Origin of the sequence: Bacteroides sp. AM37-9, assembly GCF_003603455.1 — a bacterium.
GTDB lineage: Bacteria > Bacteroidota > Bacteroidia > Bacteroidales > Bacteroidaceae > Bacteroides > Bacteroides xylanisolvens.
On record NZ_QTNF01000005.1, the window covers coordinates 203,328 to 229,938 of the forward strand.

General features: G+C 37.8%; 24 protein-coding genes and 1 tRNA gene. 4 read left to right on the top strand and 21 right to left on the bottom strand.

What is annotated here, in order from left to right; all coding sequences use genetic code 11:
• Positions 1-3 precede the first annotated feature (3 nt).
• The 8 genes from menD to DW862_RS05745 form a co-directional block, all read right to left on the bottom strand.
• A complete protein-coding gene (menD, locus tag DW862_RS05710; protein WP_120067441.1) occupies positions 4-1,671 on the bottom strand; it encodes a 2-succinyl-5-enolpyruvyl-6-hydroxy-3-cyclohexene-1-carboxylic-acid synthase in 1,668 nt (555 codons plus the stop codon).
• 19 nt (positions 1,672-1,690) lie between these two features.
• On the bottom strand, positions 1,691-2,806 hold the full coding sequence (locus DW862_RS05715; RefSeq protein ID WP_008021526.1) for an isochorismate synthase: 1,116 nt from the start codon (positions 2,804-2,806) through the stop codon (positions 1,691-1,693).
• A complete protein-coding gene (locus DW862_RS05720; RefSeq protein WP_008021524.1) occupies positions 2,803-4,035 on the bottom strand; it encodes a Cof-type HAD-IIB family hydrolase in 1,233 nt (410 codons plus the stop codon). Before DW862_RS05720 ends, DW862_RS05715 begins: the two co-directional genes overlap by 4 nt.
• A gap of 84 nt (positions 4,036-4,119) precedes the next feature.
• The gene (locus DW862_RS05725) at positions 4,120-4,482 is read right to left on the bottom strand and encodes a DUF488 domain-containing protein (RefSeq protein ID WP_008021523.1); all 363 of its coding nucleotides are present in this window, start codon (positions 4,480-4,482) and stop codon (positions 4,120-4,122) included.
• A gap of 65 nt (positions 4,483-4,547) precedes the next feature.
• Positions 4,548-6,305 (bottom strand): AraC family transcriptional regulator, encoded by a 1,758-nt coding sequence (locus tag DW862_RS05730; RefSeq protein WP_118407655.1) that lies wholly within the window; start codon positions 6,303-6,305, stop codon positions 4,548-4,550.
• 154 nt (positions 6,306-6,459) lie between these two features.
• Positions 6,460-7,227 carry an N-acetyltransferase gene (locus DW862_RS05735; protein ID WP_120067442.1) on the bottom strand — a complete coding sequence of 256 codons (768 nt, stop codon included), beginning with the start codon at positions 7,225-7,227 and terminating at the stop codon, positions 6,460-6,462.
• 50 nt (positions 7,228-7,277) lie between these two features.
• Entirely contained in the window at positions 7,278-8,213 is a 936-nt protein-coding gene (gene rlmF / locus DW862_RS05740) for a 23S rRNA (adenine(1618)-N(6))-methyltransferase RlmF (protein ID WP_120067443.1), read from the bottom strand.
• 174 nt (positions 8,214-8,387) lie between these two features.
• Positions 8,388-8,472, bottom strand: a tRNA-Ser gene (locus DW862_RS05745).
• A 133-nt stretch (positions 8,473-8,605) separates the two neighbouring features.
• Between DW862_RS05745 and DW862_RS05750 the strand changes: the two genes are divergently transcribed.
• From DW862_RS05750 to DW862_RS05760, 3 genes are all read left to right on the top strand, one after another.
• The gene (locus tag DW862_RS05750; protein WP_120067444.1) at positions 8,606-11,107 is read left to right on the top strand and encodes an endonuclease MutS2; all 2,502 of its coding nucleotides are present in this window, start codon (positions 8,606-8,608) and stop codon (positions 11,105-11,107) included.
• A gap of 86 nt (positions 11,108-11,193) precedes the next feature.
• Positions 11,194-12,246 carry a magnesium/cobalt transporter CorA gene (gene corA, locus DW862_RS05755; protein WP_008021512.1) on the top strand — a complete coding sequence of 351 codons (1,053 nt, stop codon included), beginning with the start codon at positions 11,194-11,196 and terminating at the stop codon, positions 12,244-12,246.
• A 19-nt stretch (positions 12,247-12,265) separates the two neighbouring features.
• A complete protein-coding gene (locus DW862_RS05760) occupies positions 12,266-13,474 on the top strand; it encodes an L-serine ammonia-lyase (RefSeq protein WP_004305771.1) in 1,209 nt (402 codons plus the stop codon).
• A 64-nt stretch (positions 13,475-13,538) separates the two neighbouring features.
• Here DW862_RS05760 and DW862_RS05765 read toward each other — a convergent pair whose 3' ends face one another.
• From DW862_RS05765 to DW862_RS05820, 11 genes are all read right to left on the bottom strand, one after another.
• Complete coding sequence (locus DW862_RS05765; RefSeq protein ID WP_004315193.1) at positions 13,539-14,039, bottom strand: PepSY-like domain-containing protein; 501 nt, start codon at positions 14,037-14,039, stop codon at positions 13,539-13,541.
• A 37-nt stretch (positions 14,040-14,076) separates the two neighbouring features.
• Entirely contained in the window at positions 14,077-14,523 is a 447-nt protein-coding gene (locus DW862_RS05770; RefSeq protein WP_004315194.1) for a PepSY-like domain-containing protein, read from the bottom strand.
• Positions 14,524-14,869: 346 nt separating this feature from the next.
• Complete coding sequence (locus tag DW862_RS05775; RefSeq protein ID WP_008770851.1) at positions 14,870-15,226, bottom strand: hypothetical protein; 357 nt, start codon at positions 15,224-15,226, stop codon at positions 14,870-14,872.
• Positions 15,227-16,320: 1,094 nt separating this feature from the next.
• On the bottom strand, positions 16,321-17,289 hold the full coding sequence (locus DW862_RS05785) for an NAD(P)-dependent oxidoreductase (protein ID WP_074911406.1): 969 nt from the start codon (positions 17,287-17,289) through the stop codon (positions 16,321-16,323).
• Positions 17,286-18,407, bottom strand: a complete 1,122-nt coding sequence (locus tag DW862_RS05790) for a glycosyltransferase family 4 protein (protein ID WP_120067445.1) — start codon at positions 18,405-18,407, stop codon at positions 17,286-17,288. The genes DW862_RS05785 and DW862_RS05790 overlap by 4 nt, the downstream gene beginning before the upstream one ends.
• 16 nt (positions 18,408-18,423) lie before the next feature.
• Positions 18,424-19,515: a glycosyltransferase family 4 protein gene (locus DW862_RS05795; protein WP_074911402.1), complete on the bottom strand. Its 1,092-nt coding sequence runs from the start codon at positions 19,513-19,515 to the stop codon at positions 18,424-18,426.
• Complete coding sequence (locus DW862_RS05800; RefSeq protein ID WP_081357954.1) at positions 19,493-20,800, bottom strand: O-antigen ligase; 1,308 nt, start codon at positions 20,798-20,800, stop codon at positions 19,493-19,495. Before DW862_RS05800 ends, DW862_RS05795 begins: the two co-directional genes overlap by 23 nt.
• A 16-nt stretch (positions 20,801-20,816) precedes the next feature.
• Positions 20,817-21,563 carry a glycosyltransferase family 2 protein gene (locus DW862_RS05805; RefSeq protein ID WP_074911399.1) on the bottom strand — a complete coding sequence of 249 codons (747 nt, stop codon included), beginning with the start codon at positions 21,561-21,563 and terminating at the stop codon, positions 20,817-20,819.
• Between the two features lie 72 nt (positions 21,564-21,635).
• Positions 21,636-22,724 carry an acyltransferase family protein gene (locus tag DW862_RS05810; RefSeq protein ID WP_074911397.1) on the bottom strand — a complete coding sequence of 363 codons (1,089 nt, stop codon included), beginning with the start codon at positions 22,722-22,724 and terminating at the stop codon, positions 21,636-21,638.
• A gap of 10 nt (positions 22,725-22,734) precedes the next feature.
• Complete coding sequence (locus tag DW862_RS05815; RefSeq protein ID WP_133304312.1) at positions 22,735-23,460, bottom strand: hypothetical protein; 726 nt, start codon at positions 23,458-23,460, stop codon at positions 22,735-22,737.
• Positions 23,453-24,547: an alpha-1,2-fucosyltransferase gene (locus DW862_RS05820; protein WP_081357953.1), complete on the bottom strand. Its 1,095-nt coding sequence runs from the start codon at positions 24,545-24,547 to the stop codon at positions 23,453-23,455. Before DW862_RS05820 ends, DW862_RS05815 begins: the two co-directional genes overlap by 8 nt.
• Positions 24,548-24,716: 169 nt before the next feature.
• Between DW862_RS05820 and DW862_RS26715 the strand changes: the two genes are divergently transcribed.
• Positions 24,717-24,923, top strand: coding sequence for a DUF4372 domain-containing protein (locus tag DW862_RS26715; RefSeq protein ID WP_074911391.1), 207 nt, complete (start codon positions 24,717-24,719; stop codon positions 24,921-24,923).
• 158 nt (positions 24,924-25,081) lie between these two features.
• Here the strand turns inward: DW862_RS26715 and DW862_RS05830 are convergent, their stop codons facing one another.
• Both DW862_RS05830 and DW862_RS05835 read right to left on the bottom strand, forming a co-directional pair.
• Positions 25,082-26,455: a lipopolysaccharide biosynthesis protein gene (locus DW862_RS05830; RefSeq protein ID WP_074911389.1), complete on the bottom strand. Its 1,374-nt coding sequence runs from the start codon at positions 26,453-26,455 to the stop codon at positions 25,082-25,084.
• A gap of 33 nt (positions 26,456-26,488) precedes the next feature.
• The coding region (locus tag DW862_RS05835; RefSeq protein WP_133304313.1) for a sugar transferase at positions 26,489-26,611 on the bottom strand (123 nt) is incomplete at its 5' end.

Genomic DNA, 26,611 nt, shown 5'->3' on the forward strand with positions numbered 1-26,611 from the left:
AATCTATTTTTGTTTTAATTGATGATAATAATTTTTCAACATGCGCGCGTCCTTGTTTTTGTTGGTAAACACCTCCAAGAGCACAGGCTGCTCCATAGCTTCCGGTTGAGTGAAAGTTTTCATCGCTTCAGCCAGTTCTTCGTCATTTTGCGCTTGCAGATAAAGAAACCCACGCTCTTCTGCCCAACCTTTGGCGGACGTTTTATGGACTGCCGCAATAAATTTATGCGAAGTACCCGACATATCCAACCCCGGCAAGGTATGGAAAATCTCTCCTCCTCCATTATTTAACAGAAGGATACGCAGATTGGAGCGAACGTTGACATTCCACAACGCATTCATATCATAAAAGAAGCTCAAATCTCCGATAGCTATAAAGTTCAGTTTGTCGGAAGCTGCCGCATAACCGACAGCCGTAGACAGCGAGCCTTCAATACCGTTTGTTCCCCGGTTGCAACAAACTTCAATCGTAGAAGGAATAGAGTATAATTGTGCATAGCGCACCACCGAACTGTTAGCCAGATGCAACGCACATGACTCCGGCAAGGCTTTCAACAACGTACCGATGGCAGACATTTCCGAATAAGCAAACTCCGGTTCGGGAATGATCTTGCAATAGTTTTCCCACACACGGGGATATTCAGGAGTCCGATTGTCCAACAAACTGGCTATCTTCTCCAGAAACTCGAACGGGTCCATTTCGATCACCGTAGTTAATGAGCCGTACAAATCGACCACCTCACCGTCCGGCGATACGTGCCAATGTTCTTTAGGCGGATGCTGACGGAGAAACTTCTTCAGCCGTTTGGAAACGACATGTCCTCCATAAGTAATCAACAACTCCGGAACCATCTGGCCGACCTTCTCTTCGGGCATGGCATAAAGCGCCGCATCAAAGTTCTTTACCGGAATACCGGGAACTGTCTGGTTGCCGATATGTTCAGTCAACCAGGCAAAATGTTTATATAATAACTTGATATATCTTTTTTCAAACAGGTAGATAAGATTCATCTGACCGATGATAATCATTCGCTTCTGGTATTTATTCATCCGATCGACCAAATCATTATAATCACGATCGTAGACGTTCAACCCCTGATAACGGGTAATGACACGCACTTCAGGAAGCGAATCAACCGTAAACTGGAACAACGGTTCAGAAATAGGGACATTAATATGTACCGGTCCTTTTCCATGATGGTTCGTTTCCAGCAAAGCTTCATTCACCAGACGATTGCAATACCATTCATCTTCTTCCGTATGAATCTCCGGAAGGTTTACTGACTTCTTAACCAATGTCTGAAATACGCCTGGTTGTGGTACTGTCTGTCCATCCATCTGCCCGATCCAGGCAGCGGGACGATCCGCAGAAATAATGACCAGAGGAACATTTTGATAAAATGCTTCTGCCACAGCCGGATGAAGGTTTAATAATGCAGTACCGGAAGTGCAACAGACAGCTGCGGGCTTACCACCATTCAACGCAAGACCGATGGCAAAATAGCCGGCACTCCGTTCATCCGTCACCGGATAGCAGGTAAAATTCGGATGGTTAGACAAAGTATGTACTATGGGCGTATTACGACTACCCGGACACAATACAACCTTAGTAATCCCATGCGCCTCGAGCAACGCAACCAACTGGAGTATGTTCTTCTTGTCTGTATACATGATGATAATTATTAGTAGTTTATGATTTTAAAGGAGGCACTGCAATCAGCCGTTTGATGGTTTGCAACTTCTTCTCCGTTTCCAGCCATTCGTCATTCAATTCCGAAGAGGCCAATAATCCACCGCCGGCATAAAGAGTAAGTTGTTTATCTTCGATATGCATACAGCGTAAGTTTACATAGATGTCTGTTCGTCCTTCCGGATCGAGCCATCCGATAAAGCCGGAGTAATAGCGGCGGTCGTAACCTTCATTCTGCAAAATAAACTGATAGGCTTCTTCCTTCGGCAAGCCGCATACGGCAGGTGTCGGATGCAAAACTTTCAGAAGGTCTCCCAAACCTTTATTATCTTTCAAAGAAAAACGGAAATCAGTTTTTAAATGTGACAAAGCACCGGCATAAGCAGGATATGGCCCGTTTTCCGTAGAATGAATATCCAGTGAAAGAAGCTGCCGACGGATATAAGAAGCAACATAATCTTGTTCTTTCCGGTTCTTTTCATCCCATACTTGCGGCAATCTGCCATCTTGCAAAGGCTGTGTTCCGGCTAGTGCAACCGTATGCCATTCGTCTTTCTCACCTGATAAAATGATTTCGGGAGTACTTCCCAGCCAGATGCCCGTCTGCGGAGTATAACATAAGTAAATATACGAATGAATATAACGTTTACAAGCCGCCCGAAAGATGGACAAAGGAGAAAAATCCGCAACTTTATCAACTGTAAGATGACGGGAAAGCACTAGTTTATCAAACGTCCTGTCACGTAACGCATTTATAAAGGTATGAAAGCATGCCGCATATTCTTCCGTAGAAGAAGTCAGAAATGATTCTTGTCCTTGCAGGCGCAAGGCTATCTCCCGGTCTTCTTCCGTATCATCATCCACGGGTAAAGGCTGCCCCCACTGATCGGGTTGAATCAACACAACCGGACATGACTCACTCACCTGAAACGGAGCAATTACAAATCCTCTCTGTCCATTCAGTTCTTTCAAATCGTATATCAAACGGACCGCTCCTTCCGCCTGCGTCAACAGACGGGGAACTTTCTCTCCGGGAATACGGTAAACAGCAAACGGCTGCTTCCGCTGAATAAATGCATCAATAGTTGTCAAGTTACTTATTTCTTCGTCGGTCATCTCTTTTTCATCACACTGTTGACTACCCGTATGGAAGACACCAGTTTGTTTGTTGAAGTAAACACGTCTACATTCCATACGTGGGAGGAACGTCCCTTATGTACAACTGTTCCTACCGCACGCACTGTATCTCCTTCATGTGCAGAAGATATATGGTTTCCGCTGACCTGCATTCCTACTACAATCTCGTCCGGCTGGCAAAGAATCATCGAACCGAGTCCGGCAACTGTTTCCGCCAACGCAAGAGTAGCTCCCCCATGCAAAATGCCGAAAGGCTGACGGGTACGATGGTCTACCGGCATCGTTGCTTCCACACGGTCTTCGTCGGCGTATGTATATTGAATTCCCAAGTTTCCCATTAATGCGTGGCGTGCCTGCGCATTCAGTTGGTCAAGGGGAATTTCAGCAGCACGCACTTCAGCTATAATAGCCTTCTCCACTGCAACGGCCACTCCGTCTTCCTCATTCGAAGCGGTCACATAGTCGGCACAGGCTTTCACCGAGTCTTGTGAATGTCCCATAGCTACGCCCAGCCCGGCCAATTGAATCATTGTTACGTCACACACACCATCGCCTACAGCAATCACTTCCTCACGCTTCATATCCAGCACCTCCAGCAAAGCGCCCAAAGAGTTGGCTTTGTCGATGGCGCAGGGAACTACTTCCAGAAAATATGGCTCTGAACGGAATACGTCCAACGCTCCGTTCAGTCGTCTCTTCCAGTGATCTTCCAAACCAACCAGTGCTTCTTCGTCATCGCTCACCAGCATACACTTACAAGGAGCAAAATCAACGGCAGCAGAAAATTCTTCTTCTTTAATTATTTGCAGGTTATTCAACCGGGCTTCATTTTGGATATGTTCATTTTCAGGAGAATCCGTTATAATCGTATCATCATGATAAGTGAATAAGGCAAAACCGTTTTTACGGGCTTTCTTTTCCAGATACGGCAACATTTCGGGATTAATCCGACGTTCAAACAGAATTTCCCCGTTTTGTGCATTGATAATCTGACAGCCATTATAGGAAAGGATAAAACCTCCATAGTTTCCAAGTTCGAGCATCTTGGCCAACGGCATCAGGCCATAAGTCGGTCTGCCGGATGCCAGCACAATACGTACTCCCATTTGCTGAACCTTCAACAGGGCAGCCAATGTACGCTTACTAATTTCTTTCGCATCATTGAGGAGTGTTCCGTCTACATCAAGAACCAATAATTTATACTTCATGATTACACGATTTTGATTTAGATTACAAAGGTAGGAAATTGAGTGAACGACAGAAAGCGTAAACAGATAAAAATTACTTTAATTTCACTCTTTCAAACGCATTTCCAGATAATCGCGGAGGATACGGGCATGATTATACACCGGTTCTTTGGAAGCGTAAAGCAATGTTATCACCGGATGCGGCTTGATAAGAGTCAGAAAATCAGCCATTGAGGAAGAAGCGTCAAGTTCTTTCTGATACTGTATGACGAAGTCTTCCCAGTGTCCGGGAATATCTTCGTGAAACCATCTACGCAATGTGGAAGACGGTGTGATGTCTTTTGCCCAATAATCGTACTTAAGCCATTCTTTCTTCATTCCACGTGGCCATAATTTATCTACCAGTACCCGGTAGCCATCTGTTTCTGAAAAATCTTCGTAAACCCGCTTTATCCTAACCTGTATCATTTCTATTTATAGTTAATTATAAATAGATAAACCGGAAAATGCGAAAATTGTTTAGCAGAATCCACTCAATTCTGTAACGAATCCTGTGCTTTTTTAAATTCGTAAGGAGTCATTCCCGTCTTTTTCTTAAAAAGATTGTATAAAATCGGGGTGCTATTAAATCCGGCCTCATCCGCAATGGCACGTATCGTATAATTAGGATGCTTTTTCATCAGTTCAATGGCATAATTAATGCGCAATTCATTGATATATCCATTGAAATTGGTTCCGGTACATTCTCTTATCATCCTCGCAAAACGTGCGTTATTCAGATGTACGATTTGTGCCAGATCTTCTCTCGACAATTCTGAAGAAAGATATAACTGTTTCTGAATAACGATATCATTCAGTTCCTGAAATATCTTCTTATTCTCTTCTTCTTCCCCACTTTCTTTATCTGTATCGTTAGCAAGTTCTTCCAGTTCTTCGGGTGAAATACGTTCCGGTTCAACCTCCGACACAACAGCCAGTTGTTCGTATACTTCCGATAACTGGTTCCCATCTTTTCTATTAGCAAATTTCTCGTTTATAAGCCTGGCAAGCATCCTGTTCTTATATTCGACTATATGATTGAAATGCCACAAACGCCAAACGATAAACAGAGTCAACACAACAATACATGCAAGAAAACAGAGGGTAATATTTCTTATTTTTAATTGAAAAGCCTGTTCGGCAATATATTCTTCTTTTTCAGAAACGCCGTACATTGCATTCAATTCCAATGCAGCATTGTTTCTATCCCGGGTATTGATACTATCTGTTATAGTTAAAATCGTTTCACGTATCTCGGCAGCTTCTTTGTATTTATGCATACCCAAATATGCCTTCACCTCCTGTCGAAGGACAGTCAGATACTGTTCATTCAAAGTATCCTGCTGGGTTCTCATCAATTCCTTGAACCCCCTGCAATTATCAATAACCTTTTCATATTGTCCGGAAAGCGCCAAATAAGGAACCGAGTACATTTTTCCGTCGGGAGTATGAGACTCTTTCTTTGATAAGTATTTCTGATAATATTGCTCCGCCTTCTCATATTTCTTCTCCATGCAATAGATGTAAGCTAATTTGGCATATAAATAACTATATTGGCCATCTACATAATCTTCAGAGATTTGAGGTACTTCCTTAAGCCGTTCAATCTGCTTTTCACGCTCAAAACCCACTTTCAATGCCTCATCAATTCGAGAATCATTCATTAAAAAGCTCATTTCTGCTCCATAGTAATAAGAGAGCAGCATCATTTCCCGCATCTCCTTTGAGCCCCGCAAAAGCTCAATAGTCCGGTTAAAATAATCGTATGCTTTATCTTTAAAAGATAATCTCCAATTATTCTCCCCCATACAGAAAAATAACCTGGCTTTGGCTTCCCTGTTCCCTAATTCTTGCGCCTGCCTGATTCCATCTAATGCATAACGCATACTTTCATTATATTTGCTCATCATTGCCGAAAATTCAGCCAAATGTACTGTCATTTTCAGCATGTGTTTCGGATCTTTTTGATATAGAGAATCAAGCAAATAAGCTTTCCTTGCATACATAAATGCTAGTTTATTCATATACATATTACTATATGATAAACTACGCAATTCATTTACAACCCGCAAAGGAATCGTTTTCCTGTTCTCCACTTCGTCCAGTAATTGCAGAGCACGCCTAGGTTCGGGAATATAAATATTCCTGATATATTTCTCCGTATACAGAGAATCATCAGTTAAAGTTTTATCAGCCCTCGAAAATTGATTGTGTACAAATAAAAGCACCAAAATACATACAAAAAAACGCATAAGATCTTACCGTGTTTTAATCATTCAGCATCCAAAGATATGTATTTTCCACAAAAAGTGCAAGGTGCATCTTAATTTTGCAAAATTAAAATAAGAAACATTAGCTATCTTCTTATCCCAATCCTAGTTTCTGATAAATCTTCATCTCACAGAATCACAAGCCTAAAGCCTTCCCCAACCGGGCTTCAATACACGCGCTCAAATCGGTTGTAACAAACTTCCCATTATAAAAAAGAGTAAAGATAGTGGCTGGTGTAGGCGCATATTGTGCTTGTTCCATGGTTTCTAATTCTATTATTTTTAATGGGAGATCCTTGCTCTTGGCTGCATTGACCAAAGAACCGCGAACATGGAATTCTGTAAACGGACAGCGATGAGTATAATACACTACTATTCCATCCCGGTCGGGACACTCACCTGTCAATACACTGTCGTTGAATGAAGGATCGGGAGCAGCCGGATTTATTTTCAAAGCCAACAAACTGAATCCGTAAGGAAGTTTTTCTATAGTTTGGAAACCTTGTCGCAGCAGCCATTTTGTATCACTCATAAAATGAAATTTAGAAGTGCCCACTACGGTAACTAAACCATCTTTTCCCTGCAATTTCGCATCATCAATAGCAGACTGCAGCAAAGCCTTGCCATGCCCGCATCCTTTATATTTACCCGATACCCAGAAACAATTTATCATCAGATAATTAGGAGCACTGACAGGAACCCACGCCTTTTCAGCAGGACCATATTCGATGAACACTTTTGCCCGTTCATCAATACGTCTGAAAACATAACCATTATCAAACTCTTTTTTCAGCCATGCTTTTTTTAACTCATAACTATCTTTGCATTTCTTATCCGAAAAGGCACAGCATATATGTTCGTCCGCAATATTCTCCTTCGTCAAAGTGATGTAATTTGTTTCCATAATATTTTATTTAATAGGTTTAAAAATAACAGATCAATAAGCACTCATTATTATGAGTTATTAGAAAATCGCCAGGCTAATATTCTGCTGCTTTTAGTTCCCTGCTGCATTCTGATAATCTTATACTCCGATGCATTCACAGACTTCAATTTAGCACATAGCTTTTCAAGATTCTTTTCTTTTGAAACCAAGCTGGTAAACCATCCACAGTTCTTCTGATATTTCTGACTCTCGGAGATCATATTCAGTATAAAACGGATTTCTCCACCCTCACACCAAAGTTCATTCGCACTCCCGCCAAAATTTAATTGTACTTTTTTCACCTTCATCCCTTTCAGGCTACTCAATTTGCGCAAGGTTCCGTCTTCCGCTTCTTCCTTCGAGCTATGAAACGGAGGGTTACATATCGTAACATCAAAATACTCGCCAGGCATGATAATTCCATCAAAAATTTTCTGACTGTCTTTCTGAAGTCGCAAGTCAATCTTATGTGCCAATACCGGGTTGCAAGTCACTATCTTTCGTGCATTCTCAATCGAGACCGGATCAATATCACTGCCCACAAATGTCCATCCATATTCTGTGTGCCCTATAATCGGATAAATACAATTTGCACCTACCCCAACATCCAGACATCTGCATTTCGTTTTCTGTTCGTTCGCATCTTCCTCCTCTGTCTGCAAATCGTTCGCTACCCTATCCGGCTGAATAAGATCGGCAATATAATGAATATAATCCGCTCTTCCGGGAATGGGTGGACACAAGTATTGTTTCGGTATATCCCAGTACCGAATGCCATAATAACTGATTAATAATGCTTTATTTAAAGCTTTTACTGCTTGCGGATTAAAAAAGTTTATAGTTTGTACACCCAGAGGATTAAGTGATACGAATCTCTTAAGTGGAGGATATTTTTCTATCAACAACGAAAAATCGTATTGACCATTGTGCTTATTTCTTATATGTAACTCACCTTTTTGCGCCATGTCGGCAAAGATACAGAGAATTTTCCTGTCTGCAAATTTTCCCTGTTAATACACTAAATTGGAATCAAATCACCCCAAAATATCATAAAATAAAAAAGCATCCCATAAGGTCATTTTCTGATACCTTAATTAGGATGCTTATTCTATAACACATTGATATTCAATGCTTAAAAGCGGAGAGACAGGGATTCGAACCCCGGGTACCTCGCAGTACAACGGTTTTCAAGACCGCCGCAATCGACCACTCTGCCACCTCTCCAAAACTCCTTTATCAGAAGTGCTTTCCGTTGAAAGCGGTGCAAAGGTACGAATCATTTTTAAATCTGCAAACATTCTGATAATTTTTTCGCGAATTAATCGTATTTTTGCAGTCCATTAGTAAGAACAAAGATATGATATACCCTCAAAATTTTGAGCAAAAGATAGGATTCGACCAGATCAGACAGTTACTAAAAGATAAGTGTCTTAGCACTTTAGGCGAAGAAAGAGTTACAGACATGACCTTTTCCGAGCAACATGAAGAAGTAGAGGAGAAATTAAACCAGGTAACAGAGTTTGTCCGTATCATCCAGGAAGAAGACGGATTTCCCGATCAATTTTTCTTTGATGTCCGCCCTTCACTAAAGCGAGTGCGGATAGAAGGAATGTATCTGGACGAGCAAGAACTATTCGACCTGCGCCGTTCATTAGAAACCATCCGTGACATTGTACGCTTTCTCCATCGGAATGAAGATGAAGAAGAGAACGACACCCCCTACCCCAGTCTGAAACGACTGGCAGGAGATATAGCCGTTTTCCCTCAACTGATAGGAAAAATAGACGGCATCCTTAACAAATATGGAAAAATCAAGGATAATGCTTCCACCGAATTAGCCCGTATACGTCGCGAGCTTGCCAGTACAATGGGAAATATTTCCCGCTCGTTAAACAGCATTCTGCGCAGCGCACAATCCGAAGGATACGTAGATAAAGACGTAGCTCCCACCATGCGTGACGGACGTTTGGTGATCCCCGTCGCACCCGGACTCAAGCGAAAAATCAAAGGTATTGTACACGATGAATCCGCTAGCGGGAAAACAGTGTTTATAGAACCGGCGGAAGTCGTAGAAGCCAACAACCGTATTCGCGAACTCGAAGGCGACGAACGACGCGAAATTATTCGCATCCTTACCGAGTTTTCAAACATTCTCCGTCCGTCTATCCCGGAAATTCTTCAATCATACGAATTTCTGGCAGAAATAGATTTTATCCGCGCGAAAAGCTATTTCGCCATACAGACCAATAGTCTGAAACCCGCCGTAGAGAATGAGCAACTACTGGACTGGACAATGGCTGTGCATCCTTTATTACAACTTTCACTTGCCAAACACGGAAAGAAAGTCGTACCACTGGATATAGAACTGAATCAAAAACAACGCATTCTTATTATATCCGGTCCGAATGCCGGAGGTAAGTCCGTCTGCCTCAAAACAGTCGGTTTACTGCAATATATGTTGCAATGCGGTATGCTCATTCCCTTGCACGAACGCAGTCACGCCGGTATATTCAGCAGCATCTTTATCGATATTGGTGATGAGCAATCTATTGAAGACGATTTGAGTACCTACTCTTCTCACTTGACCAATATGAAAATCATGATGAAGAGTTGCAACGAACGGAGCCTCATCCTGATTGACGAGTTCGGTGGAGGTACGGAACCGCAAATTGGAGGTGCTATTGCCGAAGCCGTCCTGAAACGTTTCAACCAGAAAGGAACATTCGGAGTCATCACCACCCACTACCAGAATCTGAAACATTTTGCCGAAGATCATGAAGGAGTAGTGAACGGAGCCATGCTTTACGACCGCCATCTCATGCAAGCACTTTTCCAGCTACAAATCGGAAATCCCGGAAGTTCGTTTGCCGTAGAAATCGCACGAAAAATCGGATTGCCGGAAGATGTCATTGCAGATGCTTCGGAAATCGTAGGAAGTGAATATATCAATGCCGACAAATACCTTCAGGACATCGTGCGCGACAAGCGTTACTGGGAAGGAAAACGTCAAACGATCCGTCAACGGGAAAAACACATGGAAGAAACCATTGCCCGCTACCAAACGGAAATGGAAGAGTTGCAGAAATCACGGAAAGAGATCATCCGGCAAGCAAAAGAAGAAGCGGAACGGATGCTTCAGGAATCCAATGCACGCATTGAAAACACAATACGCACAATCAAGGAAGCACAAGCTGAAAAGGAAAAGACACGCCAGGCACGTCAGGAACTGACAGACTTCCGTACTTCTTTAGATGCGCTGGCTTCTAAAGAGCACGAAGAGAAGATTGCACAGAAAATGAAGAAATTAAAGGAGAAACAAGAACGGAAGAAAAATAAGAAAAACGAACCGAAAGCCGCAGTCTCTTCCCCGTCAAGTGCTCCTAAAGTAGTGCCGATTGCAGTAGGTGAAAATGTAAAAATCAAAGGACAGACAAGTGTCGGTCAAGTGATGGAAATCAATGGTAAAAATGCAACCGTTGCTTTTGGAAGCATAAAAACGACCGTAAAAATAGACCGTCTGGAACGTAGTAATAATGCACCCAAGATGGAAGGAATCGCCAAAAGCACCTTTGTCAGTAGCCAGACGCATGACCAAATGTACGAAAAGAAGCTTAGCTTCAAACAAGACATTGACGTACGTGGAATGCGTGGAGACGAAGCTCTGCAAGCAGTCACCTATTTTATCGATGACGCCATATTAGTCGGCATGGACCGTGTACGCATCCTTCACGGCACAGGAACGGGAATACTTCGTACATTAATCCGCCAGTATCTGGCCACCGTACCGGGAGTGAGCCACTATGCCGACGAACATGTGCAGTTTGGCGGTGCCGGAATCACAGTAGTCGATTTTGACTAACCTGTAAACAAAACGTCCAAAGAACTTGTTCTCATTTAGAAAACCACTACCTTTGTTACAGTGGTTTTCTAAAACGAGAATAAAGCATGAAGAATAATCTGTTAAGCGAAAAGCTTATTTACACAGGAGCCAGTCTTACTCCTACCCACTTACATCTTTGTACTTACAATGCTACCGAGATGCAGGAAAGCGCCAACGACACCTTTCAAGCCATCAAGGGAACACTGAACAGCGATCGGATCAATTGGCTACAAATACACGGAATGAAAGATACGGAGACTATCCGGGAAATTTGCAGTCATTTTGAAATAGACTTCCTAGTCCTGCAAGATATACTGAATGCGGATCATCCTACCAAGATAGAAGAGCATGACAAATACATCGTCCTGATCTTAAAAATATTCTACCCCAACGAACATAAAGAAGAAGACGAACTGGACGAGTTGCTCCAACAGCAAGTTTGTCTTATTCTAGGTAATAACTACGTACTTACTTTCCTCGAAAAAGAAACCGACTTCTTCGATGATGTCAGTTCCGCCCTGCGCAATGATGTCCTGAAGATACGTAGCCGCCAGACTGATTATCTACTTAGCGTGCTGCTCAACAGCATCATGGGAAACTATATTTCAACAATCTCTTCCATTGATGACGCACTCGAAGATTTGGAAGAAGAACTGCTCACCATCACCAGCGGTGATGACATCGGTATTCAGATTCAGGCATTACGACGCCAATATATGCTGATGAAAAAATCTATCCTTCCACTAAAAGAACAATATATAAAGTTACTACGGGCAGAAAACCTGCTTATTCACAAAGTGAACCGTGCCTTTTTCAATGATGTAAACGACCACTTGCAATTTGTATTACAGACCATTGAGATCTGCCGGGAAACTCTTTCCTCATTAGTCGATCTGTACATCTCCAACAATGATTTACGTATGAACGACATCATGAAGAGGTTAACCATCGTATCCACCATCTTTATCCCTTTGACATTTCTGGTCGGAGTATGGGGAATGAATTACAAATGGATGCCCGAGCTCGAATGGCAATACGGGTATTTATTTGCCTGGATTGTAATGGCAATTATCGGTATTATTGTATATTTGTACTTCAGAAAAAAGAAATGGTATTAACAAAAACACATCATCAGTCATGAAATCGATAAAAGAGCTATATAGAATAGGCACAGGACCTTCCAGTAGCCACACTATGGGACCGCGTAAAGCTGCCGAAATGTTTCTGGAACGTCATCCGGATGCTGCATCTTTTAAAGTAACCCTTTACGGCAGTTTAGCTGCTACAGGCAAAGGACACATGACGGATGTAGCCATTATAGACACTTTGCAACCCACTGCCCCGGTAGAAATTGTGTGGCAGCCCAAAGTCTTTCTACCGTTCCATCCGAACGGAATGACATTTGCAGCTCTGGATAGCAACGATAAAGTGCAGGAGAATTGGACTGTTTATAGCATCGGTGGTGGTGCACTGGCAGAAAATAATGACAATCCAACCATCGAAAGCCCCGATGTATATGGTATGGAAAACATGACTGAAATACTCCAATGGTGTGAAGATACCGGAAAAAGTTATTGGGAATACGTAAAGGAATGTGAGGAAGAAGATATATGGGACTACCTGGCTGAAGTATGGGCTACCATGAAAGATGCCATTCACCGTGGACTCGAAGCAGAGGGCGTACTACCCGGACCACTAAATCTCCGGCGGAAAGCCTCCACTTATTACATACGTGCTACCGGATACAAACAATCCCTGCAATCCAGAGGGCTCGTCTTCTCTTATGCTTTGGCAGTAAGTGAAGAAAATGCTTCCGGCGGTAAAATAGTAACCGCTCCTACCTGTGGCTCCTGCGGAGTCATGCCCGCCGTACTTTATCATCTTCAAAAAAGCCGTGACTTTAGCGATATGCGCATTTTACGTGCGTTAGCCACTGCCGGCTTGTTTGGCAACATCGTCAAATTCAACGCATCCATTTCCGGAGCAGAAGTAGGTTGTCAGGGAGAAGTAGGTGTTGCCTGCGCAATGGCTTCGGCTGCCGCCAATCAATTGTTCGGGGGCAGTCCTGCACAAATTGAGTATGCAGCAGAAATGGGCCTGGAACACCATTTGGGAATGACTTGCGACCCGGTATGCGGATTGGTACAAATTCCCTGCATCGAACGAAATGCATACGCCGCCGCACGTGCGCTGGATGCTAATCTTTATTCAGCTTTCACCGATGGCATGCACCGTGTCTCTTTCGACAAAGTAGTGCAAGTGATGAAACAGACCGGACATGACCTACCGTCACTCTATAAAGAAACAAGTGAAGGAGGATTGGCCAAGGATTACAAACAAATGTAATTATAAAAAGCAACGGACCATTCCTTTTATAGAAATAGTCCGTTGTCATTTTTATGATTAAAAATTATTCAGTTGGCGGCCAATTCGTATCGTCTCCGTTACTGATATCTTTCTCATGTATCAATCCGCCATCCTGCGTGAAATAAAGCGAGTAGCGCTGGCTACCTTGTTTCACCTGAATCACAGATTCCATCGGATTCTGTGGAAATGTCAACACATATACATCTGTCACTACCCACGCGTTATATTTAGAATCTATAAAAGCCGTATAAACAGCCGGCACCAACTGATCGATACTGTTCAGTTCATTTTCTGTCATCACCCAGTTGGCATTAGCATCAAACCAGACTTCCAATTCATCATTGCTCACCCAACAGTCAGCTACATAATAAGCACCTTTCATCTCCCATTCTATATTCTGGGCAGCCGGATATACCTGTTTCAAGGCCTCCGTAATATTACTGGGCGGAACAAAAGTATCATCATCGTCATTATCACATGCGCCGAAAGAAAGGGCAGTCATAAGCAACACTACTGCCCATGCGCTAAACTTAAATCTCCACATAGTTATCTTCTTGTTTAGGTCTATTTACTGCAACTAGTTAATCATCAGCCTTGATAAATTTTCCTTTCTTATCAAATTTGAAAGAAAGCCCGGTAGACAATTCAATCTCATACCCTTTGCGGTCACGTTCCACTTTCGTCACTCCTTCATTCACAAAATTATGTGCTTTCAGGTAGTTGACAGCGAATCCCGGAACAATACTAACAGGAACAGTCTGCCCTTTCTTAGCACTTACCTCTTCCCAGTTTCCCTTACTGTCAAAATCAATTTCCGTACCATCCATCAATAACACTTCATACTTGGTAGATTCCATCATATCCTTATCAATTTTGATATGGGCAACCTGTGGCTTTGTAAAATTACTATTGATAAAATTACGTGCCGGAAGCGGCAACTGATTCATGTCTTTAGTTATCACATCTTTTGCGAATGAAAACTGCACGGCTACCAGAGCCAGTACAAGTAGAGATAGAAATTTCTTCATAATCGTTATTCTTTTAGCGTTAATACTATACTTTATTCTATGCTACAAATAACGATACAGATTCCGGAAAGATTTAGGAATATTATGAGTTTGCTCTTTTTTTGTATTCTTTAACCATCTATTCTATTTTCCACTCCCCTATGGTACAACGTTCCCTTAAAGCGCAATATACCAACGATCCTCACAGACAGTTGGTATATTTCACATATAGATACATATCAGTTTTTACACCGATACGAGGGTCAAGTTAAAAATATACCGCTGTACGATTTCTAACCTGCAAAATGTAGGGATTTCATGAGTTTATCATGAATCTAGGGACCTACATATTTCTTCATTTCAACATTTATTTTATACCATCCCAATGCATTACTACCACCCACTCTTTCGGTTGGTAAGTTCCGTGAAAACGGTGCGGAACCGTAGCAACCACCAAATCACAATTGGAAGCTAATACGGCTCTTAATTCCTTCAATAACATATCCATCCGAACAATTAAATGAAGATACTTCATCATACACCGTATCACCCGTACATACTGATAAATGCACATATCCTCTCCCCGTCTTATCTCACTCAGAGTATTAGGAGAAATAGCAAATTCGCTGGAAAAGAAACTGTTACTGAAAATACGATCCGTTCCCATTAAAGCCAATACCAAATTGCTTAAAAACTCGTATGGTTTCTGTTTTTCTTTTGCCATGTCATTCTATGATTAATAATTTATAATATTTCAGTTTTTATTACCTTATCAAATATTGTCCACATAGGGAAACAATTAGCGATTCACTGCTAAAATCAACTGTCACTGACACTATTCACAAAAAAGCATATTACGTGAGCTTCCTGCATTTTTTCGAGCATACAAATTTTCGTCCCTAAAAAAGCAACGAGAGTTTATCTACTGGATACAAGCAAGTTACAAATCTAACACACCTCTTCTTTCCCCCACCAACGCGCCCTCCTTTCAAAAGGACAAAAGGACATAAGGACAAAAATCCCCTATGGTACTATAAAAATTCCAATACCAACGACGAAGCCTATTAGTTGGGAGAGGAATTCCAGAAAGGAACTCCTTTATTCCCCCGAAATTTGCACAATAATTTTACCTTATTGTCGAATGATTGTATTATTGAAGGCGGAAGCAAACGCGAACAAGATATCGCTCTTCTTTCCAAGCACGGCCCTTTCACCAAATAATCCTGACAATATAGGTAATTTTGTTCAAGAGTTGCCCAATCATTTCATGACAGACAAAACGATTCAGGTTGGCGCAAAACACGATTTCAACATTCGTAAGGTAACACGTCTACAAAATCATTTAACATAATAAAGATCAGCAATATACCTCATGATTCTTATACTAAGATGAATAAAAACAGTCATATATGTCCTTTTTGTCCTTTTGTCCTTTTGGAGAGTCAGAAAAACATCGGAAGATTTGAAAAAAACATCTCAATGATTGAAATCAAACATTGGGATATTTCGATACAAATCTCCCAATGTTTTTTCTTTATATTTGTGTATCTAAATACATCACTATACGTAAAATCAGGAAATATCAACGATCTTCACAGACAGTTGATATAGTGGGAAATTCACATCGGCTTTAACCTCCGATGTCAGGGCGTAGATTAGAAATGCGCCGTCGCGCTATTTCTAATCCACAATGTAGGAGAATCATGCTGTAAACAGCATGAAGCTAGGGACCTACATTTTTTCATCTCACATACGAAACACTCACGTGTTTATTACATCTCAACATTTATTTTATATACCCAAATTGTTTCAGAAAAATCATCTCAAATACTTATTATCGTTATCTCTATACCAATCCTTAATAGCTTCTTCAAATGTATAATGAAACTTATACCCCGAATCAGCCAATTTCTTTCCGCATATATTAGTAGAAATCATTAACTTCTTCACACGAGCAGGACAAATACCTAAAGCTTTTCCCCCTAACGGACCGACAATCCTTGCAACTGTCATTAGAAGACTTCCCGGCACCTCGACAACAGTACGTTGTACTCCCGTAGCCTTTTTCATCGTTTCTACTATTTGCTCGATAGTAAAAGCTGGTTCATATGTACAGTTATATAACTCTACTCCTTCATTATGATTCTCTAAACGATAAAACATAAAGCGAACCAATTCTTTCACATAAATGCAAGCTTTAATCGTATCTTTACGGCCCGGATAGAAGAACTTACCGCCACGGATACCCCAATACAAACGAGTAAAGTTACCATTTTCCCCTTTACCGAATACCACACCCGGACGAACAATAGTAAGTTGTCGTTCGTTCGACTTTTTTGCCTGCCAAATCGTATGTATTTTTTCAGCCACTAACTTAGAAATTCCATAAGGCGTGTTCGGTGTGGGAAGCGTCTCTTCTGTTTTCAAATCTTCTGCTGCACCATAAGGAGCTATGGAACTGGTAAAAACGATTTTCTTTATCCCGAACTTCTCGGCAAAAGCACATACATTCTCTGCACCACGAATATTCGTTTCAAAATAAGCCTGGTCCGGATGCCCCGGGGTACGATGAACGGCTGCAAAGTTAAAGATGACGTCTTCGGAAGTAACGGGAACATCAATATTTATTTCAGAACGAACATCACAATTGATATATGTAGATTTACCTTCATGGCTATTCTCCACAATATCCAGATTGTATATTTTTGTACCCGGATATAAATTATCAATTAGAGCAATAAGATGCGTACCGATAAAACCGGAACCGCCAAATATAAAATAACTCATTTCAATAGATGATTAAATTCATTATATTTTAACTCTACAAACTCCTTTATTTCCTTCTTAAAACGTTCTTCCGAAAAAGTCTCCGCATGGTTACGTATTATTTTAGGATCAAACGATGTTTCTAGTTTTTCAAATCTTTCTACTGCATCAATAATCGATTCTACAGTTTGTTCATAAAAGAAAAGACCTGTTACTCCTTCTTTTACTGTTTCCAAAGAACCTCCCCTGCCATAAGCAATAACAGGAGTCCCACATGATTGCGCTTCGATCGGAATCATACCAAAATCCTCATCTGCTGCAAAAACAAAGGCTTTAGCTTTCTGCATCTTTTCTTTTAGTACCGCAAATGACTGATATCCCATGACAGTTACATTATGCCCGGCAATCTTACGTATCTTTTCCAAATTAGGACCTCCACCAATCACAACCAGCTTTTTATTAGGCATACGACTGAAAGCTTCGACAATAAGATCTATTTTCTTATATCCCACCAAACGACTACTAGTTAAATAGAAATCTTCTTTCTCTACGCACAAATCAAAGTTAGAAATATCAATATTAGGGTGAATTGTTACAGCATCCCGCCTATATGTCTCCTGAATTCGACGTCCCACATAATCTGAATTACTTATAAAATAGTCAACCCGGAAGCTGGATATCAAATCCCATTTACGAATACGGTGAAGCATATATTTAGCCAGATATCCTTTCAAGCCTTTTGTCAACCCCGATTCTTCCAAGTATTCATGATACATATCCCATACATAACGAATAGGAGAATGACAATAACAAATATGCAGTTGATCCGCTTTGGTTAGAACTCCTTTGGCTACAGCATGAGAAGATGATATAATCACATCATATCCCCGTAAATCAAACTGTTCTATTGCAAACGGAAATATAGGCAAATACATCCTATGCTTCTTTACCCCTAAAGGCAACTTCTGAATAAATGATGTATGGACTTTATTCCAGTCAATCCCTAATTCGTCACAAACTTGTTTTTTAGCAACTAAGGTGTAAATATCTGCGTCAGGAAATACATCCGCAATAGCTTTGACTACTTTATCTGAACCGCCAACGGTTACTAACCATTCTTGGATGATAGCTACTTTCATATTTGATCAACCTTATTTATATAATTGATGATATTTCATTCAAAAGTCTTTTTTTAAATTTTCCTTCATTTAAATGCTCTCTGATAACACAATAAACAGCATCAGAAACTTTCCGATATAAACATTCATCATTATAAAGATTTAAAATTTTTGCTACTAAATCAACAACATCCCCCTTGTTAAACAATATAACATCGCAATAAAGTGGTATATATTTTTCAACAATTTCTTTCATTCCATAATCATCAGTAGCAATTGTAGGAATACCTAGTGCCCAGCTTTCGGTCATTGACAAAGAAAATGTTTCAGGAGAAATGGAAGGAATTATCACTAAACTTATTTGATTTTCAACAAGGTAATTTGCAACATCTGATATTAATCCGGTATAGACACACTTAATCGAGAAAGACTGCAGTTGTTCCAAATATTTTTTATCCAAAAGGTTGCCAATTACATGAAGCTCACTATTTTCGGGTAAAGATTGCATCGCTTCAAACACAATGTGATGACCTTTAAATCTAACAACATCCCCTACTATTGCTATTTTATGAGATGAACAACTTATCTTTATTTTTTCTCTTAATGGAATCGGATTATATAATATAGAACTCTTTTTCAAATTTTGCTGAGATAACTGCGAAAGTGTATATCTTGATACACCAAAGATTCTTTTCACGTACTTATGATTCAAAAAACAACATATCATTCTTCTTGCTTGTTTATCGATATAAATAACATGAAGATGGGATACTATTTTATTTCTTACCCCCCAATTTGCTAATACACAAACAGGAAGAATATTTTGGTGTTGAATGTACAACAAATCAAAATGCTTTTCCTTTAATAACTTACGTAGCATTTGATATGTAAAAAATGCATTATAAAAGAATAAAAAATAATCTTTTATTCTTTTTTTTCCACTAGAATATGGCACTAATTGGTAGTGGTATTGTTTATAATTAGACAATAAGTTAGATATACCATTATCTTGACCCGGAATAAATACAGAGACATCGTATTTGGATGAGAGGATGTCACAAATACGCTTCGTTATGATTTGTCCCCCACCTATAGTTTCTCTACCCTCAAAAATTAGAATCTTTTTCATGAATATACTTATTATAACCCAAAGCCAATACCAAAAATACCCATATAAACAATGCATAAACGAGAGGATTAGACAGTGTTACTGCAACATTAAAAAGACCTCCTACAAAAAACATTCGTCCATAAGGTTTTTCATTCCGATATTTCCATAGTTCCTTCACTACTGCTAATAAAAAAAACAGTAAAGCACAACCACCAATAAGTCCTTGTTCTGCAAATACGCAAGCATAAAGATTTTGAGGGAATATTCCTAAACTCAACGTATCCCCAAAATTCACAATTCCCATCTTAAATTCATATAAATGCATATAATAAACACTATTTCCTACTCCCACACCCAAAAGAGGCTGATTATAAAAAATTTCCCATCCAATCCGACCTGTATAACTCCTAAAACTGCCACTATCCAATGTATGATCTGGCGCATAAAAAAAATTGGTTGCTTTATTTAAAAATAAAGTCTCAAACAAATCATAGTACCCACTTTCAAGTAATACAAAATATCCGACACAAAAGAAAATAAAGGATATAAATACAATGGATATCTTTTGTTTTTTAGTTGTAGAACAAAGAAAATAAGACAATATAATCAATACAACAAAAGCAATGAGTGAAGTTGAGAATGTGAAAAATAACGATAAAACATTTATTGTCAGCATAAATAACCAAACTTTTATTGAAAATAGTTCTTTCGCATAATAAGTAAATAACACAACCCACACTTGATAGATTACATAATTCCCTGGTTCTTGAGATAGACCGCTACTTCTAAAATCATAAACAGACTTATTTTGAAGAAACGAAGGTAAATATGGTATTGGATCATAAACAAAAAGAGCAAATAAAGAATATACAGCTATACATGTTCCTATAATCACAATATACCTCCGCAGATAATCAAAATATTTATATAGTCGTCGTTCTCGATAGATACCCGAGAGAGCTGAAAAACAAAAAAGCATATATATTATTTGCAATACTGAAAATATTCTATTTCCAAATTTGAAAGACTCTGTTGCTTCAGGGTAACGCAAATAAAAATCAGAAGGGATATCAAGAAAAAGCCATGAATAGCAAAAACTGACAATAGGAGAAAGTACAAATAATACCCATAATGCAATAAGCTTACTAGTCCAAAATCCATGATTCCTAAATTTTAATAGTAGAATCAAAGATAGTAGCTCATATATTTTAAAACTTCCCCCTATACGAAGAACTGGGAATTGTTGAAACCCAATCAATAGAACAATAAGAAAAAGTAAAAAGTAATATTTCTTAGAAGTCAATGACACTATTGTTATTCTATTTGGTAATGTATACAATAGATTTCAACATAATCCCTACCATTCTCCTCAAACACAGATACAGATTGATAACTAAAGGTACGGTATGATATTTTTTTCTGATTCTGAATGTCTCATACTGACATTCCATAGAAAAGCTAGCCCCACCTACTTTAAACACAAGTACCGCCTGATTATAAAATGCACAACAAAGATTTTGTCCTTCTCGTATCAACAACTCATAGTCAGCACATATTTTATATTCCAATGAATATTTACCTATTTTTTGAAAAAGATTTCTATTATGTAAGGTGGAACCATGAGAAATATTCATATTCCTTTTTTCTCTTTCCCAACTAAAAGGTTCACCCACTTTCTTTATCAATTTACCTTTCAAATCGACAAAATATGCGCACGCAGTTATTAAATCATAATTTTGGGTAGATATTTGCTTAACATACTGTATATAGGGTGACAATGAATTCTCAACCAATATATCATCAGCCCCTATAAACATAATCCAAGCCCCTGTTGCATGTGATATACCTTTATTCCATGCATCATAAATACCTTTATCTGGCTCAGATATTAAAACATCTATTTTATCTCCATAGGAATGAATTATATCAAGAGTTTTATCGGAGGACCCCCCATCAATAATTAATAGTTCTATCTCACTACTTTTCTGTTTAGTTATACTTGTCAAGCAAGCATCTAATGTATTACCTGCATTATATGTAGCAATAATAATTGATAATAACTTCATTTCAAAATTTGATTTACATTTATACTGAAAATATTAATTACACATACATCACCAACTTGCAACAAAAACAAGTTATAATCCCATAGAAATCCGAAGAAATCGGGCCAACACTCCTGTTTTTAAATATCTACTTGCTACAGCTCCAATACCATATGAGATAAATAAACCTGAAATAAAGGAAATCACAGTAATATAAGGCCAATAAGAAAAATTAAAATGAGACATAAGAACCGTACGACAAAATGATTGAGAAAACCACGACAACAAAAAAATAGTATAAGTATATTTACGTAATTTCGGGAATATTTTGATGTTTTTTTTCTGCAGATTCAACACTAATGAAATACTAAAAAATATTCCTATCAATGCATATATAATTGCAAAATAAATTGGTAATATGATATATGGAGAACTAACAGAAAGCACTCCCAATAATATCATCATACCCCAGCTTCTTAAATGCAAGTAATCAATAACTTCTTTTTCATATCTACAGAACAATATTCCGCATACAAAAAATACAATGTAATAAATTGCTTGTGAAACATACAAAAAATTTATTTCTGGAATAATATAGAATGCCACAATAGCAATAGGAAGCAACCATTTTACATTAATAGCCAAAAAATTATAGTAAACAAATATGAGAATTTGAATTTCAAACAAGACAGTTAGAAACCAAAGATAAGCAACAGGATTATCATTAGGATATAGAAAACAATGCAAATAAGATATAAAGTCCGTACTAACAGGACGTTCTGCTGCTATTCCTATTTGTGACTTTAGCAGGAATCCAATCGTTGTAATTACGACTAAAGGTATCAACAATCGAAATGTCTTTTTCCTAACAAATGTACTTACTTTCAAACTGTAACTTTCAGTTAATGCAAACAGATATCCCGAAACACAGAAAAACAAAGGCATGTGAAAAAGATAAACCCACTTATAAATCCATAATGTACGATAATGATCAACGACATCAGCATGCCCTATTAAAACAAGTAACATAGCAAATACACAAAGATTATCAACTAAAATACTATGTTTTTTTTTAGAGCATTTTAAGCTAGAATAATGTTTCTCTGAAATACCTTCCCCTATAACAGAAGAAGCACAAGATGATAGAGAAGAATCATCTCCAATTCCCATAGTATCCTTCATGCGACATTAGTTATTCTATAAAAAGAAATCGTTTAAAAAATAAGTATAATATATATTTTACAAAAGCCTTTACTCTATTTCCAGTAGGATATACAGCACCAGAAGTTCCACATATTCCTCTCAAATGGACAGGTAAATAGAAAGGAGAATATTTATGATGAATATCCTTTCTCCATTCTAAAATAGACTGAAATAATACTTTTTCGAAATAGCACTTAGAAAAGTCATTAATCAAATTTCTTTTCGAAAGAAATAATGGATAAAAGTCTTTATGAGCTATGAAAAATACTGAAACTGTAGTTTTCTCTCTTAACCCCAATTCACAATACACACTTTTCTTATCCAAAGAACACGAGTCTATTAATTCTATCACGTTCTCAACAATTACTCTACCAGTTATTTTTACGATATAATGGGATTGAGCAATTAATTTTGAGTGAATGTATGCATAATTCAAAATTAAAGCTTCTCCAAAGCCTTTCCCTAAATAACGATCATAATTATTCCCATCAAAAGTAATACATTCTAATCTACCTTCAGAAATTTCTTTTTGATATAGGCAAGATATATCTGTATTTGAATTCTCGATAAAAACAATTTTATATTTGGTATGAGTTAAATAAAAAGACAAACTCTCTCTATACTGCTTTTTACGTAATTCAATATCCTGAACTACAGTATACGACATCCCATTAGGATTAATACAAGCTGTTAATAATAAAACGATATCATCCATATAATTCGTCTGCATATATTTTCGATAACCAATTCCAGAGATAATTTCGATTTCTAAATTTTAAAGAATCACTCTGCGTGTAATTATAAATATATCTACCATTTATCTCTCCGTTTTTAATCCGACCATCAAAAATTTTCACCTCACCACTATCATTAAGTATTAATTCAAAATCAGAATATCGTTGTTTTAAAATATCTTTTATAGAACACTCTGAAAGAATAGAACTAGTTATGATAGAAATGGTTGGTTTTTTGTTATTAATAATAATCCAATCAGAAGGTATATATTTAATTAATAAATTATCAAAATAGCTATTCAACCATTTAGAAGGAACAATTCGTATTGGATTCGTATTTACATTAAGCCAAGATGCACATAAACTAAAAGTACTGTTAGCTATTATATTCACTTTGCAATACGACATTAACTGAATATCGCGAAACGAATTTTCTCCTTGATTCCAATCAACAAAAACTGGATGATCTAAATTAAGATTAGACTTAACCCATTCTATATCATCTGAAAAAATAAAAAAAACAGGTTTAGACAACAGAGAATAAACTTTTTCAATTGCATCCTCATAATATTTTTTATCACAAATATCTCCTAAAATAACTCTCCAATGAACAGAGTTCTGATAATCACCTCTTCGAACATGGATACTAACAGAATCTGACTCTCGCATCATATTTATAATACGCTTATTATTATCATTATCATCTTCAGGAAATGACAAATTTTGTCTCAATTCAGGTAGTATCCTATTAATAAATTTATAATCCATCCACTCCGGATAATCAATCACATTTATTCCCAACAAAGAAGAATATTCTACAACTTTTCTTCTATGAAAAAATCGATTAAAGACTCTAATATAATTACCCCACTGCTTTATTACAAATATAAAAAAATTAAAGTAAGGCTTCTTTATCAAGCCCCCCTTTACATTAAATATTTTCGACAAATGATTAACTCTAAGATAAAGAATCGTTCGACATCCCGATTTTTTCAAATATAGCCATAAAGCATATGACATAATCTGATTACCTAAGCCTCCCCCTGTTGTAACGAAATACATTTTCATTATTCATAACACTAGTGTCCGAAATAGAATTCCGAAACATTTTTAATTAATATTCAATAGTTTATAATGGTTTATCATTTTTTCGATAAAGAATCAATACTTTTGGTAGATGTAATCCTCTTATTTAGATTCATCATGCTAAACGGAAAGACTGCCTTTGCTCAAAGGCATGATTCTTGTTATTGACTATGAACTCAAAAAATGTATTTACAAATATAAAAGAGACTACAAAACCAAGAAGTTCACTTGTCGTGACCAGTTCATGGTTATGAGTTATGCTCAGTTCACAAGGAGTTCTAGTCTTCGAGTAGTAATAGAAGCTACCCTTACTGCATTCTCTTCCAAACCATATCATTTGGGACTACCCCATACATAAATCGACTATTACAAAGATGAATGAGAATAAAGATTGTCTTATTTATAAAAATTTCGCTCAAGTTCTTATCAAACGTGCAAGCGATTTGTATAAAGATTATTATTTCAGAATCGCCCTCAAAGATATGGTATATGCTTTCGACAGAGTACTATTAAACTTTATTTGAGCCAAATTCCTTTAGCTTCTTTATTTATAATTTTCGTTATCTGTAATTTTCCCACTAATGCCTGTAACCCAAAAACAATAGTAGGAACAATTAAAGCTCCTTCAATGCCATAATGAATACAACAAATATTTATGACTGGAATTGAAACAACAGCAAATATTAAATAAACCATCAACTGTAATCTGACTTTACTAGTTCCATTAATAAGATACATATATACATTACCCCCAATTTGAAACCAAACATATACAGCCATACTGATAGATAAAGAAAGAGATATTTGTACTTTCTCTCCAACCCACCATTTATACAAAAAATCAGCACATGACACCATAATAATAAGAACTGGAATAGTCAACAACCACATTCGTTCTAACTTTATCACAATATTCCTCATCCACACAAAATCTTTTTGCACATAAGCATTGGTAAAAGCAGACCAAAATGGCGTTAAAACAACAACTACTACCATACCGATTACATTAAAGTATTTATATGCAATATTATATTGTGTAACAGCTTCAGGACCTTTTATACGAGAAATTAAAATATTGATAAATTGGAAAATGAACAATGCTGAAATTGTTATAACAAAAAATTGTCCTCCCAAACCCAATATATTCTTAGTCAAAGAGAAACGGATACTTTTAATAGAGGGAGCAATATCTTTGTATTTTTTAGTATAAAAAAGAACTACAGACAGCAGTATAAGTAAGAAACAGGGAATTCCTGAAAAAACAAAAGCTAAAGCAACAAGACTACCCATCGTTGTTTTAGTAAGGATATAAATTGCAATGAAAGCTAGTAATTGACCTCCAGTTTGAATTAAAGATGCTAATGCCGGTTTTTGATCAGCCATTAACATCGTAGTAAATACACTTGCTACTATATTCAAACAAAAAAAACATGCTAAAATCCCAAATACAACTTGAAGTTCTTTATTATAACTAGGAGCTATATTTAAAAGTTCCCCCCAATCTAAAAAATTATTAACTACAAATGCAATAAGGAAAACAATAAAGAAAAGTAAAAAAAGAACTGCATATGTAGTACTAACATACTCTTTAGCTAAACCATTTTCACCTTTTGCTCTCGCTTCCGCAAACCGATTACGAAAGCCATGCGCAAATCCTAAATCAAAATAAGAGAGCCAAGCAATAATGGAACTGATTGTAAGCCAAATACCATAACGTGTAGGATTTACATAATCAATCGTTAAAGGAACGACCTGTAAAGAAATTAAAATACTAATACATTTAAGGAGTAAAGAACCCACTATATTTTTCTTCACAGCAATACTACGTGCACTACCACTAGAAAAAAATGATGCTATATGTGAACTTAGATATGTACAAATGCTACCCATATTTTATAATTCTCTTCTTTGACCTTACTAGTCTTAATATGCGTTCTTTTCTCCTACAACTACATTCGCCACCGTCTTATAAATGATATATATATCAAGCAACATTGTCCAATGCTCCATATACCAAATATCAGCCTTTACACGTTCCTCCATCTG

Coding starts and splice junctions, on each gene's coding strand:
- DW862_RS05830 (WP_074911389.1), bottom strand. CDS start 26,455: ATGGGTAGCATTTGTACATATCTAAGTTCACATATAGCATCATTTTTT.
- DW862_RS05770 (WP_004315194.1), bottom strand. CDS start 14,523: ATGAAGAAATTTCTATCTCTACTTGTACTGGCTCTGGTAGCCGTGCAG.
- DW862_RS05775 (WP_008770851.1), bottom strand. CDS start 15,226: ATGGCAAAAGAAAAACAGAAACCATACGAGTTTTTAAGCAATTTGGTA.
- DW862_RS05815 (WP_133304312.1), bottom strand. CDS start 23,460: ATGGATGATATCGTTTTATTATTAACAGCTTGTATTAATCCTAATGGG.
- rlmF (WP_120067443.1), bottom strand. CDS start 8,213: ATGGCGCAAAAAGGTGAGTTACATATAAGAAATAAGCACAATGGTCAA.
- DW862_RS05795 (WP_074911402.1), bottom strand. CDS start 19,515: ATGAAAAAGATTCTAATTTTTGAGGGTAGAGAAACTATAGGTGGGGGA.
- DW862_RS05810 (WP_074911397.1), bottom strand. CDS start 22,724: ATGAAGGATACTATGGGAATTGGAGATGATTCTTCTCTATCATCTTGT.
- corA (WP_008021512.1), top strand. CDS start 11,194: ATGAAGAATAATCTGTTAAGCGAAAAGCTTATTTACACAGGAGCCAGT.
- DW862_RS26715 (WP_074911391.1), top strand. CDS start 24,717: ATGATTCTTGTTATTGACTATGAACTCAAAAAATGTATTTACAAATAT.
- DW862_RS05715 (WP_008021526.1), bottom strand. CDS start 2,806: ATGACCGACGAAGAAATAAGTAACTTGACAACTATTGATGCATTTATT.
- DW862_RS05750 (WP_120067444.1), top strand. CDS start 8,606: ATGATATACCCTCAAAATTTTGAGCAAAAGATAGGATTCGACCAGATC.
- DW862_RS05805 (WP_074911399.1), bottom strand. CDS start 21,563: ATGAAGTTATTATCAATTATTATTGCTACATATAATGCAGGTAATACA.
- DW862_RS05730 (WP_118407655.1), bottom strand. CDS start 6,305: ATGCGTTTTTTTGTATGTATTTTGGTGCTTTTATTTGTACACAATCAA.
- DW862_RS05760 (WP_004305771.1), top strand. CDS start 12,266: ATGAAATCGATAAAAGAGCTATATAGAATAGGCACAGGACCTTCCAGT.
- DW862_RS05725 (WP_008021523.1), bottom strand. CDS start 4,482: ATGATACAGGTTAGGATAAAGCGGGTTTACGAAGATTTTTCAGAAACA.
- DW862_RS05735 (WP_120067442.1), bottom strand. CDS start 7,227: ATGGAAACAAATTACATCACTTTGACGAAGGAGAATATTGCGGACGAA.
- DW862_RS05790 (WP_120067445.1), bottom strand. CDS start 18,407: ATGAAAGTAGCTATCATCCAAGAATGGTTAGTAACCGTTGGCGGTTCA.
- DW862_RS05785 (WP_074911406.1), bottom strand. CDS start 17,289: ATGAGTTATTTTATATTTGGCGGTTCCGGTTTTATCGGTACGCATCTT.
- menD (WP_120067441.1), bottom strand. CDS start 1,671: ATGTATACAGACAAGAAGAACATACTCCAGTTGGTTGCGTTGCTCGAG.
- DW862_RS05820 (WP_081357953.1), bottom strand. CDS start 24,547: ATGAAAATGTATTTCGTTACAACAGGGGGAGGCTTAGGTAATCAGATT.
- DW862_RS05720 (WP_008021524.1), bottom strand. CDS start 4,035: ATGAAGTATAAATTATTGGTTCTTGATGTAGACGGAACACTCCTCAAT.
- DW862_RS05765 (WP_004315193.1), bottom strand. CDS start 14,039: ATGTGGAGATTTAAGTTTAGCGCATGGGCAGTAGTGTTGCTTATGACT.